Source organism: Halolamina rubra (assembly GCF_000739555.1).
In the GTDB taxonomy this organism is placed as follows: Archaea; Halobacteriota; Halobacteria; order Halobacteriales; family Haloferacaceae; genus Halolamina; species Halolamina rubra.
Window position 1 is genome coordinate 1 of record NZ_BBJN01000013.1, and the last position, 16995, is coordinate 16995.

Annotated in this window: 18 protein-coding genes, 1 tRNA gene and 2 pseudogenes; 8 read left to right on the plus strand and 13 right to left on the minus strand. The window is 69.3% G+C overall.

Annotation, left to right across the window (positions count from 1 at the left end; genetic code table 11):
* Positions 1–737, minus strand: a 737-nt coding sequence (locus ACP95_RS03985; protein WP_161782046.1) for a CobW family GTP-binding protein, incomplete at its 3' end; no start/stop codon positions are given.
* A 119-nt stretch (positions 738–856) separates the two neighbouring features.
* Here ACP95_RS03985 and ACP95_RS03990 point away from each other — a divergent pair.
* The 3 genes from ACP95_RS03990 (at position 857) to ACP95_RS04000 (ending at position 4112) form a co-directional block, all read left to right on the plus strand.
* Positions 857–1153: a hypothetical protein gene (locus ACP95_RS03990; protein ID WP_049979968.1), complete on the plus strand. Its 297-nt coding sequence runs from the start codon at positions 857–859 to the stop codon at positions 1151–1153.
* Positions 1153–2127, plus strand: a complete 975-nt coding sequence (locus ACP95_RS03995; RefSeq protein ID WP_049979969.1) for an ArsA family ATPase — start codon at positions 1153–1155, stop codon at positions 2125–2127. The genes ACP95_RS03990 and ACP95_RS03995 overlap by 1 nt, the downstream gene beginning before the upstream one ends.
* A gap of 110 nt (positions 2128–2237) precedes the next feature.
* Complete coding sequence (locus ACP95_RS04000; protein WP_049979970.1) at positions 2238–4112, plus strand: carbon starvation CstA family protein; 1875 nt, start codon at positions 2238–2240, stop codon at positions 4110–4112.
* A 183-nt stretch (positions 4113–4295) separates the two neighbouring features.
* Here ACP95_RS04000 and ACP95_RS04005 read toward each other — a convergent pair whose 3' ends face one another.
* The gene (locus ACP95_RS04005) at positions 4296–4910 is read right to left on the minus strand and encodes a hypothetical protein (RefSeq protein WP_049979971.1); all 615 of its coding nucleotides are present in this window, start codon (positions 4908–4910) and stop codon (positions 4296–4298) included.
* 139 nt (positions 4911–5049) lie between these two features.
* Between ACP95_RS04005 and ACP95_RS04010 the strand changes: the two genes are divergently transcribed.
* The gene (locus ACP95_RS04010) at positions 5050–5271 is read left to right on the plus strand and encodes a hypothetical protein (RefSeq protein WP_049979972.1); all 222 of its coding nucleotides are present in this window, start codon (positions 5050–5052) and stop codon (positions 5269–5271) included.
* 27 nt (positions 5272–5298) lie between these two features.
* Here the strand turns inward: ACP95_RS04010 and ACP95_RS04015 are convergent, their stop codons facing one another.
* The 3 genes from ACP95_RS04015 to ACP95_RS04025 all read right to left on the minus strand — a co-directional run bounded on the left by ACP95_RS04015 (position 5299) and on the right by ACP95_RS04025 (position 6773).
* On the minus strand, positions 5299–5688 hold the full coding sequence (locus tag ACP95_RS04015; protein ID WP_237560397.1) for an antibiotic biosynthesis monooxygenase: 390 nt from the start codon (positions 5686–5688) through the stop codon (positions 5299–5301).
* Entirely contained in the window at positions 5685–6413 is a 729-nt protein-coding gene (locus ACP95_RS04020; protein ID WP_049979973.1) for a fumarylacetoacetate hydrolase family protein, read from the minus strand. The genes ACP95_RS04015 and ACP95_RS04020 overlap by 4 nt, the downstream gene beginning before the upstream one ends.
* A 78-nt stretch (positions 6414–6491) precedes the next feature.
* Complete coding sequence (locus ACP95_RS04025; protein WP_049979974.1) at positions 6492–6773, minus strand: acylphosphatase; 282 nt, start codon at positions 6771–6773, stop codon at positions 6492–6494.
* Between the two features lie 93 nt (positions 6774–6866).
* Between ACP95_RS04025 and ACP95_RS04030 the strand changes: the two genes are divergently transcribed.
* Positions 6867–8240: a phosphomannomutase gene (locus tag ACP95_RS04030; protein WP_049979975.1), complete on the plus strand. Its 1374-nt coding sequence runs from the start codon at positions 6867–6869 to the stop codon at positions 8238–8240.
* A 91-nt stretch (positions 8241–8331) separates the two neighbouring features.
* Here ACP95_RS04030 and ACP95_RS04035 read toward each other — a convergent pair whose 3' ends face one another.
* Together ACP95_RS04035 and ACP95_RS04040 are read right to left on the minus strand one after the other, a co-directional pair.
* Positions 8332–8760 carry a CoA-binding protein gene (locus ACP95_RS04035; protein ID WP_049979976.1) on the minus strand — a complete coding sequence of 143 codons (429 nt, stop codon included), beginning with the start codon at positions 8758–8760 and terminating at the stop codon, positions 8332–8334.
* Positions 8761–8798: 38 nt separating this feature from the next.
* A complete protein-coding gene (locus tag ACP95_RS04040) occupies positions 8799–9407 on the minus strand; it encodes an RAD55 family ATPase (RefSeq protein ID WP_049979977.1) in 609 nt (202 codons plus the stop codon).
* A 205-nt stretch (positions 9408–9612) separates the two neighbouring features.
* Between ACP95_RS04040 and ACP95_RS04045 the strand changes: the two genes are divergently transcribed.
* The 3 genes from ACP95_RS04045 (at position 9613) to ACP95_RS04050 (ending at position 10962) form a co-directional block, all read left to right on the plus strand.
* Positions 9613–9687 (plus strand) — tRNA-Arg (locus ACP95_RS04045).
* A gap of 110 nt (positions 9688–9797) precedes the next feature.
* Positions 9798–9971, plus strand: coding sequence for a hypothetical protein (locus tag ACP95_RS15555; protein WP_154018430.1), 174 nt, complete (start codon positions 9798–9800; stop codon positions 9969–9971).
* Between the two features lies 1 nt (position 9972).
* On the plus strand, positions 9973–10962 hold the full coding sequence (locus tag ACP95_RS04050) for a sodium:calcium antiporter (RefSeq protein WP_049979978.1): 990 nt from the start codon (positions 9973–9975) through the stop codon (positions 10960–10962).
* A gap of 40 nt (positions 10963–11002) precedes the next feature.
* On the opposite strand, the gene ACP95_RS04055 is transcribed toward ACP95_RS04050, so the two are convergent.
* The 6 genes and pseudogenes from ACP95_RS04055 to xacF form a co-directional block, all read right to left on the minus strand.
* Positions 11003–11458 carry a ferritin-like domain-containing protein gene (locus tag ACP95_RS04055; RefSeq protein ID WP_049979979.1) on the minus strand — a complete coding sequence of 152 codons (456 nt, stop codon included), beginning with the start codon at positions 11456–11458 and terminating at the stop codon, positions 11003–11005.
* A gap of 110 nt (positions 11459–11568) precedes the next feature.
* On the minus strand, positions 11569–12741 hold the full coding sequence (locus ACP95_RS04060; RefSeq protein WP_049979980.1) for a mandelate racemase family protein: 1173 nt from the start codon (positions 12739–12741) through the stop codon (positions 11569–11571).
* Between the two features lie 65 nt (positions 12742–12806).
* Positions 12807–13676 (minus strand): MBL fold metallo-hydrolase, encoded by an 870-nt coding sequence (locus ACP95_RS04065; protein WP_049979981.1) that lies wholly within the window; start codon positions 13674–13676, stop codon positions 12807–12809.
* Between the two features lie 69 nt (positions 13677–13745).
* A pseudogene (locus tag ACP95_RS04070) lies at positions 13746–14320 on the minus strand (LURP-one-related/scramblase family protein).
* Positions 14321–14398: 78 nt separating this feature from the next.
* The gene (gene gfo6 / locus ACP95_RS04075; protein ID WP_049979982.1) at positions 14399–15478 is read right to left on the minus strand and encodes a D-xylose 1-dehydrogenase Gfo6; all 1080 of its coding nucleotides are present in this window, start codon (positions 15476–15478) and stop codon (positions 14399–14401) included.
* 60 nt (positions 15479–15538) lie between these two features.
* A pseudogene (gene xacF, locus ACP95_RS04080) lies at positions 15539–16974 on the minus strand (2,5-dioxovalerate dehydrogenase).
* Positions 16975–16995: the final 21 nt, after the last annotated feature.

The following is a 16995-nucleotide window of genomic DNA, read 5'->3' on the forward strand; positions in this document are numbered from 1 at the left end:
CCGTGGTCGCCGTGCCCGTGGCCCGCGTCCGCCAGCGCCCGCTTCCAGCCCGGGAGGTCGCTGACCTCGCCCTCCTCGAACCGTTCGGTGTCGAGCAGCCACCCCGGGTCGACCTCGGAGAAGGAGGTGCGGACGGTGTCGGCGTCGGGCTGGAGCGCCGCGACGAGCGCCTCGGCCTCGTCGAGTTCGTCGTCGGTGCAGAGGTCGGATTTGTTCAGCACGACCGCGTTCGACACCTCGATCTGCTCGACCAGCAGGTCCGACAGCGGGCGGTCGTCCTCCTCGGCGGCCGTCCGCTCGGGCGTGCCGTCGCCGCCGAACGTGTCGACGAACAGCCGGGCGTCGACGACGGTCACCAGCCCGTTGACGCGATACCGGGCTGCGGCGGCGGACTCGGTCGTGAACAGCCGCGCGACCGGCGCTGGTTCGGAGATGCCCGAGGACTCCACCACGAGGTGGTCGAACTCGCGCTCGCGGGCGAGCCGGACCACGGCGGTCTCGAGGTCGTCCTGGAGCTCACAGCAGATGCAGCCGTTCGAAAGCTCCTCGACGCCGCCGGTCACGTCGGTTTCGGACCCCTCGGCGACGAGCTCGGCGTCGACGTTCACGTCGCCCATGTCGTTGACGAGGACGGCGATGTCGCGGTCGCCGGCGTTCTGCAACAGGTGGTTCAGCAGCGTGGTCTTCCCGGCGCCGAGGCTCCCCGAGAGCACCGTGACCGGGATGCGATCGTTCATGCGTGTGGGTGGGTGCCACTCGCTTTTCAACCTCCCGGCAGCGGCTGGCGCCGCCGGCGGCCGACCCCGCAGCCGCGCCGACGACAGCTTTTACCGCGTGAACTCGTACCATCGGCACGATGGATCTCTCCGAACGGATCGACGCCTACCTCGACAGCCTCGAGGAGTGGCTCAGGGGGCTGTACCACGGGATGATCAGCCACCCGGCCTACGAGAAGATCGAGAAGGAGGCCGAGGACCTGGAGGACGCGTTCATGCTCGCCTGCTTCCCGGACGCCTTCGGCATCCCCTCGCCGGTGTCGTACTACACCGCCGAGATCCTCCCCTACCTCGAAGACGAGTTCGAGGCGTGGGAGCGGCGACTCTGGGACCGGGACACGATGATCGAGCGCAAGGGCCAGCAGTACCACTTCTGATGGAGCCGTTCGTGTTCTTCGGCGGGAAGGGCGGCGTCGGCAAGACCACCGTCTCGTGTGCGTACGCCCGCAAGTGCGCCGACGCGGGCGTCGACACGCTCGTGGTCTCGACCGACCCAGCCCACTCCGTCTCAGACGTGTTCGACCAGGAGTTCGGCGACGCCCCCGAGCCCGTCGAGGGCGTCGACGGGCTCGACGCGCTGGAGATCGACCCCGACGAGGAGGTGACCGCCCACCTCGACGAGATCCGCAACCGGCTCTCCGACCAGGTGTCGGCGTCGATGGTCAACGAGATCAACAAACAGCTCGAGATGGCCCACCAGACGCCGGGGGCCTACGAGTCGGCGCTGTTCGACCGCTTCGTCGACGTGATGAAGGAGAGCGACCCGTACGACCGCGTGGTGTTCGACACCGCGCCCACGGGGTCGACGCTGCGCCTGCTCGGGCTCCCGGAGTTCCTCGAGGACTGGGTCGACCGCCTGATGTACAAGCGCCGCCAGAGCATCGACCTGTTCGAGAAGGCCGCCATCGGGCAGAACGAGCCCCGGCGGGTGATGGAGGGCGACCCCGTGCTCGAACGGCTGCAGGACCGCAAGGAGTTCTTCGAGTTCGCGGGCGGCGCGCTCCGGAACGACGCGGCGTTCTTCCTCGTGTTGAACCCCGACCAGCTCTCCGTCAACGAGACCGCGCGCGCCATCGACGACATGGACGCCGAGGGGCTCGGCGTCGACGGGCTGATCGCGAACAAGCTCACGCCCGCGCCCGACGACGACGAGAACGGCCGCGGCGCGCGCTACCTCCGCGACCGGATCGAGACGGAGACCGACCGGCTGGATCAGGTCCGCGACTCGCTCGCCCCGCCGCTGCTGGCGGAGATCGAGACCCGTACCCGGGAGATCCGGGGGGATCTCCTGGCCGACGTGGCCGCCGAACTCGACGTGTCCGTCGGCGTCGAGGAGCCGACGTTCGTCTGATCGGTGGCCGCTGAGCGCCGTATCTTTTTCACATCGACCGGTCCACCCGTAACGATTGGCCAACGCTTAAGTCCTGCACACCAATCTCTATCACGAAGGTACGTGACACAATGACTCAGGTAATTTGGATCGTGGCGGCGGTGTTGATCACGTTCTCCGTCGGGTACGTCGGGTACTCGAAGTACCTCTCGCAGTTCGTCGACCTCGACGACTCGCGTGAGACACCGGCCCACAAGTACGAAGACGGGCAGGAGTACGTTCCATCGAAGAAACCAGTGCTGCTCGGGCACCACTTCTCGAGCATCGCGGGCGGCGCGCCGATCGTCGGTCCGATCACGGCCGGCGCCATCTGGGGCTGGGTCCCCGCGCTCGCGTGGGTGGCCATCGGGAACCCCCTGATGGGCGCCGTCCACGACTTCGTCTCGCTGTCCGGATCGATGCGGCACGAGGGGAAGTCGATCGGCTACATCATCGGCGAGTACGTGGGTGAACGCGGGAAGAACCTGCTGCTGTGGTTCGCGTTCCTCACCATCATCCTCGTCGTCGCGGTGTTCGCGCTCGTCGTCGGGATCGTGCTGAACGCGTTCCCCTCGGCGGCCACCGCGAGCTTCGTGTACATCGCGCTCGCCGTGGTGTTCGGGTTCTACCTGTACCAACTCGACGGTCCGTTCATCCCCGGGACGGTCGTGTTCGTCGCGGGCGTGTTCGCGGGCGTCTGGTTCGGTATCAACAACCCCATCGCGCTGTTCCCGGCCGTCGAGGCCGGCGCCTACCCCGAGGGGACGATCGTCCTGCTCGGCTTCCTCGGCAACGGGGCGTGGCTCCCCGGCGCGACGCTCGAGGCCAGCGCGATCCTGACCCCGAACGTCGCGGCCTGGGTGCCGACGATCCTGATCTACGCGGCGGTCGCGAGCGCGCTCCCCGTGTGGACGCTGCTCCAGCCGCGTGACTACCTGTCGTCGTTCCTCCTGTACGCGGGGGTCGGCGGCGCGCTGATCGCGATCATCGCCGGCACGCTGCTCGGCACGGCCAGCCAGCCGCTGGTGGTCGCCGACAGCATCGCCGCGTTCGAAGGGTTCCTCGGCGTGCCAGCGGTCTCGCCGTTCCCACTGTTCCCGATGCTGTTCGTGACGATCGCCTGCGGGACGATCAGCGGGTTCCACTCGCTGGTCTCCTCCGGGACGACAGCCAAACAGCTCAACAAGGAGAGCGACGCCCGCCTGATCGGCTACGGCGGGATGCTCGGCGAGGGGCTGCTCGCCGCGGTCGCGCTCTCGACGCTCGCGGTCGCCGGCGGCGCCGAAGCGGCAGCCGGCGGTGGCATCGGCGGGGCGCTGCCGAACTTCGCGAGCGGCGGCGGGATCATCCTCACCAGTCTGGGGATCCCCGCCAGCTTCGGCGCGCCGTTCATGGCGCTCGTGCTCGTGAGCTTCCTGCTCACGTCGACTGACACGGCCGCCCGACTCGGTCGGTACATGATGGAGGAGATCATCGGCACGCCCGGCAGCGGTACGGACACCGGGCTCTCCGGCGATCTCGACTCCTTCGCCCGCGGTCGGTACACGAACCCGATCATCCAGTGTGGCCTCGGCTACGTGCTGGTCATCTCGGGCGAGTGGGCGACGCTGTGGACGCTGTTCGGCGGCGCGAACCAGCTGCTGGCCGCGCTGGCGCTGCTGACCGCGACCGTCTGGCTCGCCAACTGGGACGAGTCCAAACAGCTGGTCTCCACCGGCGTCCCGATGGTGCTGATGGTGTCCATCACCATCCTCGGCATCTCTTGGGTCGCGTTCAAAGAGCAGCTGTACGACCAGCTGATCATGGGCGGCGCGAGCGGGCTCGGTGCCCAGATCTCCGCGTCGGTCCGGATCGTGCTGGCGCTGGTGCTGATGTACCTGGCGCTCTCGCTGGTCAAGATCGGCTACGACAACATCAGCAACGTCCGCGGCGGCAGCGGTGCGACGCCGGAACCGAGTGACGACTGATCGGCATCGTCACCCTGTCGGACCGAGTGACGGCTGATCGTCACTCCGGATCGCGCGACGACTGACCGCCGCCGACACGCGGTCTCGGCGGCGACGGACGCTGCGACGCCGGTCGGCCACGACGCGTGGCCGCACCGTCACGGTCCCCATTACCTTCCCTCCGCAGAAACGAGCCAGCGACAGCTACGTCCAGAACCGCTTGGCGAACCGCGAGAGGAAGCTCTCGCTCGGGCGCTCGACGTCGCCCCAGAGCGCGAACGCCTCGGCGGTGTCGGCCTCGGTGCTCGCGATAGCGGTCTCGCTCTCGGGAGCGACGACGACGAGGTTGATCTCGTAGTGGCCGTAGTAGCCGTACGCCAGTAGCTCCCGCTCGCGGAACCCCTCGACGAACTCCCGGACCGAGTCGGTGAGCTCGTCGGCGACGACGACGAACGTGAACTCCGTCCCGAAGTGCTCCTCGCTCGGGACGATCCAGTCGTCGGCGAGCTCGTGGCCCAGCTCGACCAGCGACTCCAGGTCGGCGACGGTCGGACGGGCGCTCCGGCGGGCGAACAGGTACTCCGCGCGGTCGTGGTCGGCGTAGCTCAGCGCGGGGTGGAAGAACTGCTTCTGGGTGCGTACCCGGAACTCGCCGTACAGGTCGAACGGCTCGCCCGCGACGCGGTAGTCGCGTTCGAGGTCGTAGCTGAACATCAGCCGGTCGCTCACCCGGTCGAAGTACTCGTCGTCCCAGGTCGGCACCTCCTCGCGGACCTCCTGGGGGAGCTCCTCCGGGTCCCGCGCGTCGGCCTCGGTCATCGGCGCCCCCCGAGATCCCGGTCGCGGTCGCCCGTCGCGGTTCGGCGTCTCATGGTCGACTGTGGCACACGGTCGCGCAAAAACCCGTCGCGTGGCCGGCGCCGGCACATCTATCACTGTGGACCCGTAACACACCCTCATGAGCGACGAACAGCCGACGGAAGCTTGCGGGCGCTGTTCGATGACCACCGTCGTCGACGCCGTCAACGCCGACGGCGAGGGGCCGAAGCGTGACCCGTTCGGCGAGGAGCGCATCGAGGTCGACGAGTCGTCGATGCGTCGGATCTCCCCGGTCGCGTGGATGGGGAAGGTCACCGGCCGCCTGAACGCCGCCGTGCAGCGGCTGACGTACGGCAAGTAGTTCTCGGAGCCGGGCGTCGCCGCCGACTCAGCGGCGCTCGCTCGCGCGGTGGTCGTAGTGTGTCGCCGCCTCGTCCCAGCGAGCGAGTAGCTCGCGGGCTTCCTCGGGCACGTGCGCCCGCTCGTAGTTCTCGCCAGCGAACGCGGCGACGGCGTCGTAGTCCGCAAACCGGATCTGGGTGACGAACTCGACCTCGTCGCCGGCCTCCCTGCGCAGCAGGTCGTAGCCGCGATAGCCGTCGCCGGAGAGATTCTCCAGCAGTCCGTCGTCGGGGTCGACGAGGAACCGTTCGTACTCGTCGGCGTCCTCGGGCTCCGTCCAGCCGTGCCAGACGCGGACGATCGCGCCGCCCGTCCGCCCACCGTCTGCGTCGCCCGCCGGACCGTCGTTCGGGTCGGTCGCCGGATCCCCGCTCACCGAGTGACCTCGTGCTCGAGGACGCCGACGCCCTCGACCTCGATCTCGACCGTGTCGCCGTCCTCGAACGGGCCGACGCCCTCGGGGGTGCCGGTGGCGATCACGTCGCCGGGTTCGAGCGTCATGTACTGGGTCGCCTCCTCGATCAGCGCCGGCACGTCGAACACCATCTGGTCGATGGTGGCGTCCTGCTTCACCTCGCCGTTCACCCGGGTCTGGATCGTCGCGTCGTCGGGGACGTGCTCGGGGTCGGCGACGCAGGGGCCGATGGGCGCCGCGCCGTCGAACGCCTTGCCGCGGACCCACTGGGACTCGCTGCGCTGGTCGTCGCGGTTCGACACGTCGTCGACGCAGGTGTAGCCCGCGACGTACTCCATCGCCTCGTCGGCGTCGACGTGCTTGGCCTGCTTCCCGATGACGACGCCGAGTTCGGCCTCCCACTCGACGCGCTCCTTCCCCGCGGGGAGCGTCACGGTGTCGCCGTGGCCCGCGACGGTGTTCGGCCCCTTCAGGAACAGGAGCGGCCGGTCCGGCACGTCGGCGTCGTGCTCCTCGGCGTGGGCGACGTAGTTGCGCCCGACGCAGACGACCTTGCTCGGCTCGCTGGGGGCGAGCAGGTCGACCTCGTCGAGGTCGTACTCCTCGCCGGCGAAGCTGACGGAGTCGCCGTGCCACTCGCCGTCTCGTACCGCGCCGCTGGGGTCTCGGAAGCGTGCGTGTCGCATCACAGTGAGCGTCGCTCCCCCGTGGCTAAGTCGTTCCGACTGCGGCGAACGCGGCGGGGGAGCCGGCGTCTGTCACCCTCACCAGCGCACCTCGAACCCGTCGAGCTCCCGTGGCTCCTCGTACGCCACCGCGACGCCGTCGACGCTGGCGCGCGGGCTCCCGGTGTGACACCAGCCGATCATCGACTCCACCGATCGCGGGTCACCCTCGAACACCGCCTCCACGCGGCCGTCGTCCAGGTTGCGGACCCACCCGTCCACCCCGCGGCGGGTGGCGGTCTCCTCGGTGTTGGCCCGGTAGCCGACGCCCTGTACCGTTCCGCTGACGTGGACGTGTGCCCGCACGTGCTCGTCGCTCATGGTCGGTGGATCGGCTGAGCGACACTTAACTTCGGTGTCGAGCCCCGGCCCGGAACCGGGCAGGCAAAGTAGCCCCACGCCGAGTGCCCGACCATGGAACTGTTCGGAACGGCGGGGATCCGCGGCGACGCCCGCGAGCGGGTGACGCCGTCGCTGGCCCTGCGCGTGGGGCAGGCGGCGGCCGAGGACGCGCTGGAACGGGCGGGATCGGACGAGTCGGTCGAGTTCGTCGTCGCCCGCGACGGTCGCGAGACGGGGCAGGCGCTGGTCGACGCGATGGCGTCCGGGCTCGCCTCGGCCGGCGCGGACGTGGTCGAGATCGGGCAGGCGCCGACGCCAGCGCTAGCGTACGCCAGCCAGGGTCGCTACGGCGTCGCGCTCACGGCCTCCCACAACCCGCCGGCGGACAACGGCATCAAGCTGTTCGAGGACGGCGTGGAGTACAGCGGCGAGGCCGAGGCCCGTATCGAGGGCCGGATCGAGGCGGGCACGGAGCCGACCCACTGGGACGCGTGGGGCAGCCGCGAGGGCGCAGCGGTGCTCGACGACTACCGCGAGGCAGTCGTCGCGTTCGCCCGGCAGTTCGGCGCCGACCTCGACGGGCTCCGGGTCGTCGTCGACTGCGGCAACGGGATGGCGGCGCTGGCGACGCCGCAGGTGCTCCGCGAGCTCGGGGCGGAGGTCGTCACGCTCAACGGCAACGTCGACGGCCACTTCCCGGGCCGCGGGAGCAAGCCGACCGAGGATACGCTGGGGGACTGTATGCGGTTCATGGGCGACGGCGAGTTCGACCTCGGCATCGCCCACGACGGCGACGCCGACCGGATCGTCGTGCTCACGGGCGACGGCGAGGTAGTCCACGAGGACACGGTTCTCGCGATGCTGGCCGAGGAGTACGTCGCCGCAGCGGACTCCGAGGATCCGGCGGTCGTGACGACGCCGAACGCCTCGGCGCGCATCGACGAGCGCGTCCGCGCCGCCGGCGGCCGCGTCGAGCGCGTCGCGCTGGGCTACCTCCACGACGGCATCGCCGACGCACGCGCCGGCGGCGCCGACGTGGCGTTCGCCGCCGAGCCGTGGAAGCACGTCCACACGCGCTTCGGCGGCTGGATCGACGGCGTCGCCTCCGCGGCCGTGCTGGCCCGGCTGGTCGCCGAGATCCCGCTCGCACAGCGCCGCGAGCCGATCCAGGAGCGACCGTACCGGAAGGTGAGCGTCCCCTGTGCGGACGACGCCAAGGTCGACGCGATGGCGCGACTGGCCGAGACGCTGCCGGAGCGGTTCCCGGAGGCCAACGTCGACGACGAGTACGGCGTCCGCCTGGAGCTGCCGGACGCCTCGTGGGTGCTTGTGCGGCCGAGCGGGACGGAGCCGTACCTCCGGATATACGCGGAGAGCGAGGACGTGGAGACGCTCTCTGAAGCCGCGAGGACGGTCGTCGAGGACGCGATCGCCGACGCAGAGTGAGACCAGTCACGGCGAGCGGGCGACCGCGACCTCCGGTTCGCGGTTTCGGAGCCGATGCCGTGACTGGGTGAGAACCGAACCGCAGTCGATCTCAGGCCGACGCGACCAGGCGGTCGTGTTCGACTTTGAGACAGCGGTCCTGTACGAACTCGAGGCCGGCGGCCTCGGCCAGTTCGGCGGCCTCGTCGTTCGCGATCCCGAGCTGGAGCCAGACGGCGCCGGCGTCGTCGCGGGCCTCGTGGCGGTCGATCACGCTCTCGACGATCCCCGGCGCCTCCTCGCTGGGTCGGAACACGTCGACGAGATCGATCTCCGGCTCCACGTCCGCGAGCGAGTCGTACGCTCGCTCCCCCAGGATCTCGTCGGCGAAGGGGTTGATCGGGACGATTCGGTACCCCTGGGACTGCAGATACTTCGGCACGTCGTGGGCGGCCTTCCCCGCGGTCGTCGAGCAGCCGACGACCGCGATGGTGTCGGCGTCGAGCAGGTCGCGCAGGCCGTCGTCGTCGGTGATGGGCATGGCCGGCGCTTCGGGCGCCACCGGCAAAAGGGGTCGGCTCAGGCGTCCGCGAGGTGGACGACCGGGTCGGCCTGCTCCTGCAGCTCGACGACGCCGTCGAACAGCTGCTTGAGGGTGTTGAGCGTCTGCTGGTCGTGGGCGGTCTCGTCGATGCAGTAGAGCCCGAGCCCGTCGACGCTCTGGACGCGACCGGTGAACACGTGGAGGAAGCGGAACACGGTCTGGAGGTCCGAGTACATCAGCAGCGTCGTCAGCGAGTGGAGCATCACGCGGTTGCGCTCGATGTTGCGGTCCTTGTAGAACGCCTGCAGGAACTCCGAGAGCTGGATCCCGATGCCGGTCATGTCCACCGGCGAGGAGGCGTACTTCACCCGGTCGCGTTCCGGCACCTCGTCGCCCTGCTGTTTGGTGACGCAGTCGACGACGGCGACGGGCCGGCTCTCGTAGCCCGTCCGCTCGGCGAACTGCTCCAGCATCCGGTCGGCGCTGTCCTTGGTGGTGACGATGATCGAGCCCTCGCCCCGCTCGGTGCCGGCGGCGAGGATGTCGAGACAGCGCGCCCGTTTCCCAGCCAGCGGCGGGCCGGTGAGGAGGATGTTCGTCCCGGGCTGGACCTCCGCGTCGAGATGGGGGTGGAGGTCGTACATCACGCGAGGGAGGGAGGGACAGCCGCACCGAGGCCTCCAGTCGCGCGACGCGTCGGCTGCCCGAGGGTCATTGGATAACTGGGAAATGATCTGACGCGTTATTATTCTTTGTGATTACCCGTGGGCGTCGACGCCGACGGCGTCGCCGGAACCACCAGACTGAACCGAGTGACTTAACTATGGGTCGGCAGTACGAACTGGTACAGGGCGCTTAGCTCAGCCTGGACAGAGTACTTGGCTTCGGACCAAGCTGTCGCGGGTTCAAATCCTGCAGCGCCCACTCGAAATTTATCCGAACCAGTTACAACTATCACGCTGGCTCCCCGGTCAGCCGATCGGCAACTTACGGCGGGTACACTTTTCTCGGCGTCGACCGATAGCTCCACACACATGTCCGCGGAGGAACTCTGCGAGCGCCACACCTGGGCGTCCGTCGGCGTCGTCGCCCGCGACGGAACGGTCTCGAGGATCTGGGAGTGTGAGAACTGTCCGGTGTGGACCGCCCAGCCGTTCGAACCCGACCACGAGCGGTCCTGGAACGACACCTGGCTCGCCGAGCGCTGAGATGCAGCTATCCGGGGAGCTGCTGCCGCTGGTCTCCGTCGGCGCCGTCGCGCTGTACACGCTCGTGACCGCCGCGAGCCGCGCGATCGACCGCGTGCTGGCGCTCGCGGAGTACTACGACGCGAACGAGGTGCTGGTCGGCATGACCGTCCTCGCGGTGGGGACGAGCCTGCCGGAGCTGAGTTCCCACCTGATCGCGTCGCTGGGCATCCTCTCCGGCCTGCTCGACTACCAAACGACCTCGGCCGTGGTCATCGGCGGCAACACGGGCTCGTCGACGGTCCAGCAGCTCCTCCTCGTCGGCGTGCTCCTGATCGGCTACGGCCGCCTCAAGCTCTCGACCGCGGTGATCCGCGAGAGCTACCTGCCGATGCTGGCCAGCTTCGCGGTGGCGCTCGCGGTCGCCTGGGACGGCACGATCAGTCAGCTCGACGGGCTGGCGCTGCTCGGCCTCTACGTGGCGTACGTCGCGGTCGTCGTCAGCCAGCGCGACAGGACGCAGACCCTGCGCGAGCGGCCGAGCACCGATCCGCGCCGGGACGCGCTCGCGGCGGCGGGACTGCTCGTGCTGGTGTTGCTCGCCGCCTCGCTCGTGCTGTCGGCGATCCAGGCGACCATCCAGATGCTGGCGCTCGGGGGTTCGATGATCGGGGTCGTCACCATCGGCGTCGCCGCCGCGCTGCCGGAGCTGACGACCGTCACGGACGCGATCCGCCGGCGGTCGCCCCACGTCGCGCTGGGGACGCTCGTCGGCAGCAACATCGTCAACACGCTCCTGGGGATCGGGCTCGGCGGCGCGATCTCGACGTACTACGTCCCGCCGGTCGTCGTGCGCTGGGACCTCCCGTTCAAGCTCCTCGTCGGCGTCGGGCTACTGGGCTGGACGATGTACGTGAAGGACGGGGAGCTCACGCGGACGGAGGGCGGCTACCTGCTGGGGCTGTACTTCCTCTTCGTCGTCGGCAGACTGCTGCTGTTCCCGGGGCAGTAACCACCCGGTTCCGAGTGACTTACTCCCCCGAGAGCCGGGATCAGTCGTCCTGGTACTCCTTCTCGAACCCGCGGAACTCGGTGCGGTGGGCCTCCTCGTCGGCGAGGACCGTCACCGCGAGATCCTCGGTCACCGGGTCGTCGGCGGCGACGGCGGCGTCGATGAGCGCGCGGTAGGTGTCGATCGCGTCCTCCTCGGCGTCGAGCACCCCGCGGATCACCGAGAGCACGTCCGTCGAGTCCTCCGGCGGCTGGAGGGAGTCCTGCCGCGCGACGAAGTCGGCCGAGCTGGGCGGCCGGGCGTCGAGCTGCTTGAGGCGGTTGCCGAGCTGTTCGGCGTGGCCGAGCTCCTCCTGGATGTCGGTCTGGAGGCTCTCCTTGATCTCCTCGGCGCGGACGCCGTCGAGGACGATCGCGTTGGTCTGGTAGTTCATCACCGTCTCCATCTCGTCCTGGTACGCCTTGCGCAGCAGGTCGATGACCTTCTCAGAACTCATACGTTCGTAGTTACGTCTAAACAACGATATATCCGTCGGCGGTTCTCGGCTCGCGACATCGACCGACGGTGGCGTCGACGGCGGACCCGCGTTTGGACCCCGTCGCGGACCTACTCGTAGGTGTGCACGTCGCCGGTCGTGTTCGCCTCGATGTACCCCCAGTCGTAGTCGACGCCGAGGCCCGGACCCTCCGGAACCGAGACGGTGCCGCCCTCGACCGCCTCCATCATGTCGGAGTAGTCGCCCTCGTACACCGGCGGCTGGGTGTTCTGGCAGTGCGGGTGGACGAGCGCCATCTCGTAGTAGTTCGAGTTGCGGCAGGCGGCGATGCAGTGGCGCTGGGCCGGCCCGGGGGCGTGGAACTCGATGTCCAGCCCGAACGCCTCGGCGACCCGGGCGACCTTCATCGCGCCCGTGATCCCCGCGTCGTACTCCGGATCGGCCCGCAGGAAGTCCGTCGCGTCGTTGGCGGCGAAGTCGGACTTGAGCTCCAGCCCGCGGACGTGCTCGGTCTGCAGGATCGGCGTGTCGAGCTTCTGGGAGAGCTTCCGGTGGGCGTGCTGGGAGATACCGCCGTCGCGGAACGGGTCCTCGTACCAGAAGAACTCCTGTTCGTCACACGCCTTCCCGAGTTCCAGCGCGTCGGCGAACGTCTCCAGCTCGCAGGCGGGGTCGTGCATCAGGTCCATCTCGTCGCCGACGCGCTCGCCGACGGCGTGGACCGCCTCGACTTCGCGATCGAGGTCGCGGGAGCCGTCGCCGCCGCCCCAGCCGTGGATTTTGAACCCGCCGAACCCTTGGTCCCGGCACTCCTCCGCGAAGTCCGCGAACGCCGCCGGCGAGTCGAGGCCGCCGGCGTCGTCGCCGTGGTACGTCGACGCGTAGGCCGGGATCTCCGTGCGGTAGGTGCCCAGCAGTTCGTGGATCGGCGCGTCGTAGTACTTGCCCGCGAAGTCCCACAGCGCGATGTCGATGGGGCCCATCCCCATCCGGTCGTACTTCCGGAGCGCGCGCTTGATCTCCGACCAGTGTTTCTCGCGTTCGAGCGGGTTCTTCCCGATCAGGTACTTCGCGATGATGTTGTACTGCGCCGCCGCCGGGGAGTTGCCGCCGACGTACTCGCCGGTGATCCCCTCGTCGGTGTGGATCTTCACGCCGAACAGCTTGCGGTAGGTCGTCTCGCCCGGCTCGTACACCAGGTTGAACCCGTGCTCGTCGGTGCCCACGTCCTCCAACGGGTACTCGAACTCCCGGCTCTCGATCCTCGTGATACTGGGTGCCATGCCCGTCCCCTGCGCGGGCCTGGGGTAAAACACCTCGGCATCGACGGGTTCTGTCGGCGACCGCGCTACCGACCGTCCAGCACGCCCATCCGCCGCAGGCCCGGCTCGTCGAGGCGGAACGAACAGCCAACGTGGGGCACCTCCAGCACCCGCGGGTAGCGGAAGGAGGCGGCGTGCTCGTGCAGCACCTTCGGGTCGGCGCCGACGCCCTGCCACATGTCGTGGTGGGTCGGGAGCAGCCGGTCGAGTTCGAGCTGGTTCGCCGCCTCGACCACCTGGTTCTCGTCCATGTACCAGCGCGTCCGCTCGCCCCGGCCCGACTCGTACTTGTAGATCTCGCCGACCGAGCCAAACGCCAGCGCGCCAACGTCGATATCGAACTCGTCGGCGACGCCCGGGAACGCTCCCGGCGCCGGTCGGCTGTCCCCGGCGTGGAAGAACGTCCCCGACTCGTGTTCGATCACGTAGCTCACGGGCTCGATCGCGTCGGGGTCGTTCGCGCCGCGGACGTGGACCGTGAAGTCGCCGACCTCGAACACCTCACCCTCCGCGATCACGTTCCGCCGGTCGTCGGGGGCCCGCATCGCGCCCTCGAAGTCCGGCGACTCGTAGGACGCCTCGGGCGCGTAGAGGTCCGCGCCGAGGTCCTCGACCAACGGGCCGTAGGAGGGTGGGTGCATGTGGTCGATGTGCTCGTGGGTCGCGAGCACGGCGTCGCAGTCGGTCGCGTCCGCGGGGTCGATCGGCACCGGTATCATCCGGACGATGTTGGGCGGGTCGCCGTCGCCGAAGTACGGGTCGACGTAGATCGTCGTCGACGCCGAGCGCAGCACGAACCCGTTACAGCCGAGGTACCAGCCGATCACGCCGTCGCCGGGGTCGGCCGCCTCGATCTCCTCGCGGACGAACCAGTCACCCCACGTCGAGTGAACCATGCCCGCCCGGTTCGGCCGGGGGTTCCAAAGCGTTGACGCCGGGCTCGTCGTGCTGGAAGGACCCCGCGATCAGTGGTCCTGGATCGCGTCGATCACCATCGCCGCGGCGACGACCGGCTCGGTCGGCACGTCGCTCGCGTCGTCGACAGTCACCTCGTAGCGGTCCCGCAGCGACACCTGCCCCTCGATGTCGCCGACGTGATCGCCGTCGCGTCGGTGATCTCGTACTTGTGGGGGATCAGCTCGCCGAGGGGGAGGAGGTTCCGCGCCATCGTCGTGAGCGCGCCGCGGGAGTTGATCTCCGCGAGCTTGGCCTCGGTGTCGGCGTCGCGGATCTTCCAGGTGTCCTGCAGCAGCGAGTAGTCGTTGTCGAGCACCACCACGTCCTCGTCGGTCCGGGAGTCGGTCAGCGTGTAGTCCCCGGCCACGTCGAGCATGCTCCCGGCGTTCACCTCGAACACCTCCTCGTCGTCGCCGTCGACGAACGGGAACTGCTCTTTCAGCTTCAGCATCTTCTGTTTCCCGCGGAGCACCACGTCCCCGTCGTCGTCGAGCGCGCGGAACTTGTTGCGGATCAGCCCCTGCTCGACCGTATAGCGGTCGTCGGTCAGCTCGATCCCCTCGATCGCGTAGTCGTCGGCCATGGGCGGAGATGCCGCCCATTCCTACTTAAGGAATTGGGCCGTTCGGGCGTGAGAAGCTCGTTCCGCTGTCGGCCGCGGCTACAGTTCGACGGTCTCGCCGGCGTCGCTGGCCTCGTACACCGCCTTGATCGTCCGGATGTCCGTCAGCCCGTGCTCGCCGTCGGGGTGGGGCTCGTCGCCGGCGAGCAGGCAGTGCGAGAAGTACTCGAACTCCTCCTCCATCTGGTCGATCTGCTCGAACTCGACGTCGATACTCGTGTCGCCGCGCTCGACCGTGAGCGCGCGGTCGTCCCACGGGTAGAACGCCGGCTCGACGCGCACCCGCCCCTCGGTGCCGAGCACCTCGATGTGGCTCGCCATGTGGGCGTTCTGGCTGGCGGTACAGACCGCGAACACGTTGTCGGGGAAGTCCAGCTGGAACGCGGCGTGTTCGTCGGGCACGTCGTCGAACTCCGGCGCCACCGAGGCGACTTTCCCCCGGACGCGCTCGGGGTCGGCGTCGAGCAGGAACCGCGCGGTGTTCAGCGGGTAGAGCCCGATGTCCATCACCGCACAGCCGCCCGAGAGCTCGCCGTCGAGCCGCCACTGGTCGGGGTCCGGCACGAGGTCGAGGATCGGCTCGGTCATGTTCCCGTTGACGAAGATCGGCTCGCCGATCAGTCCGTCGTCGACGAACTCCTTCGCCCGCCGGATCGCGGGCTCGGTCTGCATCCGGTAGGCGATCATCAGCGTCGCGTCGTGCTCCTCGACGGCGTCGACCATCGCCTCGGCGCGCTCGATCGTCGCCTCCATCGGCTTCTCACAGAGGATCGCCTTCCCCATCTCGGCGGCGGTCTCGACGTAGGGGAGGTGGAGGGCGTTGGGCGTCACCACGTAGACGGCGTCGTAGGCGTCGCTCGCCGCGCCGTCGTGGAACTCCTCGTAGGTGAGCGCGTGCTCGACGGTCTCTGAGTCGGCCGCAACGCGCTCGGCCTTCTCGCGGTCGCCGCTGACGAGCACCGTCGTCTCGCAGAGGTCGGCGCTCTCGACGGCGGGCATCGCCTGCTCGCGGGTCCACCAGCCGACGCCGATCATCGCGAAGCGAATCGGGTCGTCGGTCGCCTCGATCTCCTGCCAGTCCCGCCGGTCGAACTCGTCGGCGAGCGTCCGGATATCCATGGCTGGCGGTCTCGCTCGCGTGGCAAAACGGTTGTGCCGGCCGGCGACGGCGGCGCCGGCTCAGTAGCTGTCGTACACCGTCTTCGAGATGGTGTAGAAGTCGAGCCCGGCCTCACCCTGCTCGCGGTACGTCTCGCTGGAGGAGGCCTTCATCCCGCCGAAGGGGACGTGGAGTTCGACGCCCGTGGTCTGCTGGTTCACCTTCACGACGCCGGCGTCGACGTCGTCGACGAAGCTGTTGGCCTCGGTGTGGTCGTCGGTGACGATGCCCGCGGAGAGCCCGTAGTCGACGCCGTTGGCCACCGCGAGCGCCTCGTCGTAGTTGCTCACGGGGATCACTGACAGCACGGGCCCGAAGATCTCCTCCTGAGCGATCCGGCTCTCCGGGTCCACGTCCGAGAACACCGTCGGCTCGACGAAGTGGCCCTCGCGGTCGAGCGCGCTCCCGCCGGTTTCGAGGTCGCGCCCTCCGCCCGCCCGACCTCGACGTAGTCGAGCGTGCTCTCCAGCTCCTCCGCGGTGACCTGCGGGCCCATGTCGCCGCCGTCCAGCCCGTTGCCGGGCTCGATCCCCTCGGCCTGCTCGACGATGGCGTCGACGAACTCGTCGTACACGTCCTCGTAGACGATCGCCCGGGAGCAGGCGGTGCAGGCCTGTCCCGTCACGCCGAAGGCGCCCCACGAGACGATGCGGGCGGCCTGCTCCACGTCCGCCGAGTCGGAGACGACGGTCGGGTTCTTCCCGCCCATCTCCAGCTGGACGCGCTTGCCGTCCTCCGTTGCCGTGTCGTACACCGCGTTCCCGACCGCCGTGCTCCCGGTGAACGAGACGGCGTCGACGGCGTCGTGGCCGATGACGGCGTCGCCGACCTCGCCGCCGGGGCCGGTGACGACGTTCAGCGTGCCGTCGGGCAGGCCGGCCTCGTCGAGCGCCTCGGCGATCTCGTGGGTCGGGCCGGGCGCGAGCGTCGCGGGCTTGATCACCGCGGTGGTGCCGGCGGCCAGCGCGGGCGCGATCTTCCACGCCGGGATGGCGATGGGGTAGTTCCACGGCGTGATCAGGGCGGCGACGCCGACGGGCTCCTGCTTGGTCCGCAGCACCGTGTCGCCGCCGCTGGCGCTCTTCACCTCGCCGCCGATGTCGCGGGCCTTCGCGCCGTAGTAGTCGAAGATGTCGATGGCGCGCTGGACCTCGCCGCCGGCCTCCGCCTCGGTCTTCCCCTCCTCGCGGACCAGCAGTTCGGTCAGTTCCTCCTTCCGGTCGGCCAGTAGCTGGCTCGCTCGCGAGAGGATGCGCCCGCGCTTCGGGTTGGGGGTCGACCCCCACTCGTCGCTCGCGGCGGCCGCGGCCTCGACGGCGCGCTCGGCGTCCTCGGCGCCGGATTCCGGGTAGGTACCGACGACCGCGTCGGGGTCTGCGGGGTCGTACGTCTCGAACGTCTCGCCGCTCTCGGCGTCGATCCACTCGCCGTCGATGAGGTTCGATCTGCTCGGCATACCCCCGGGTTGGGCCGGTCG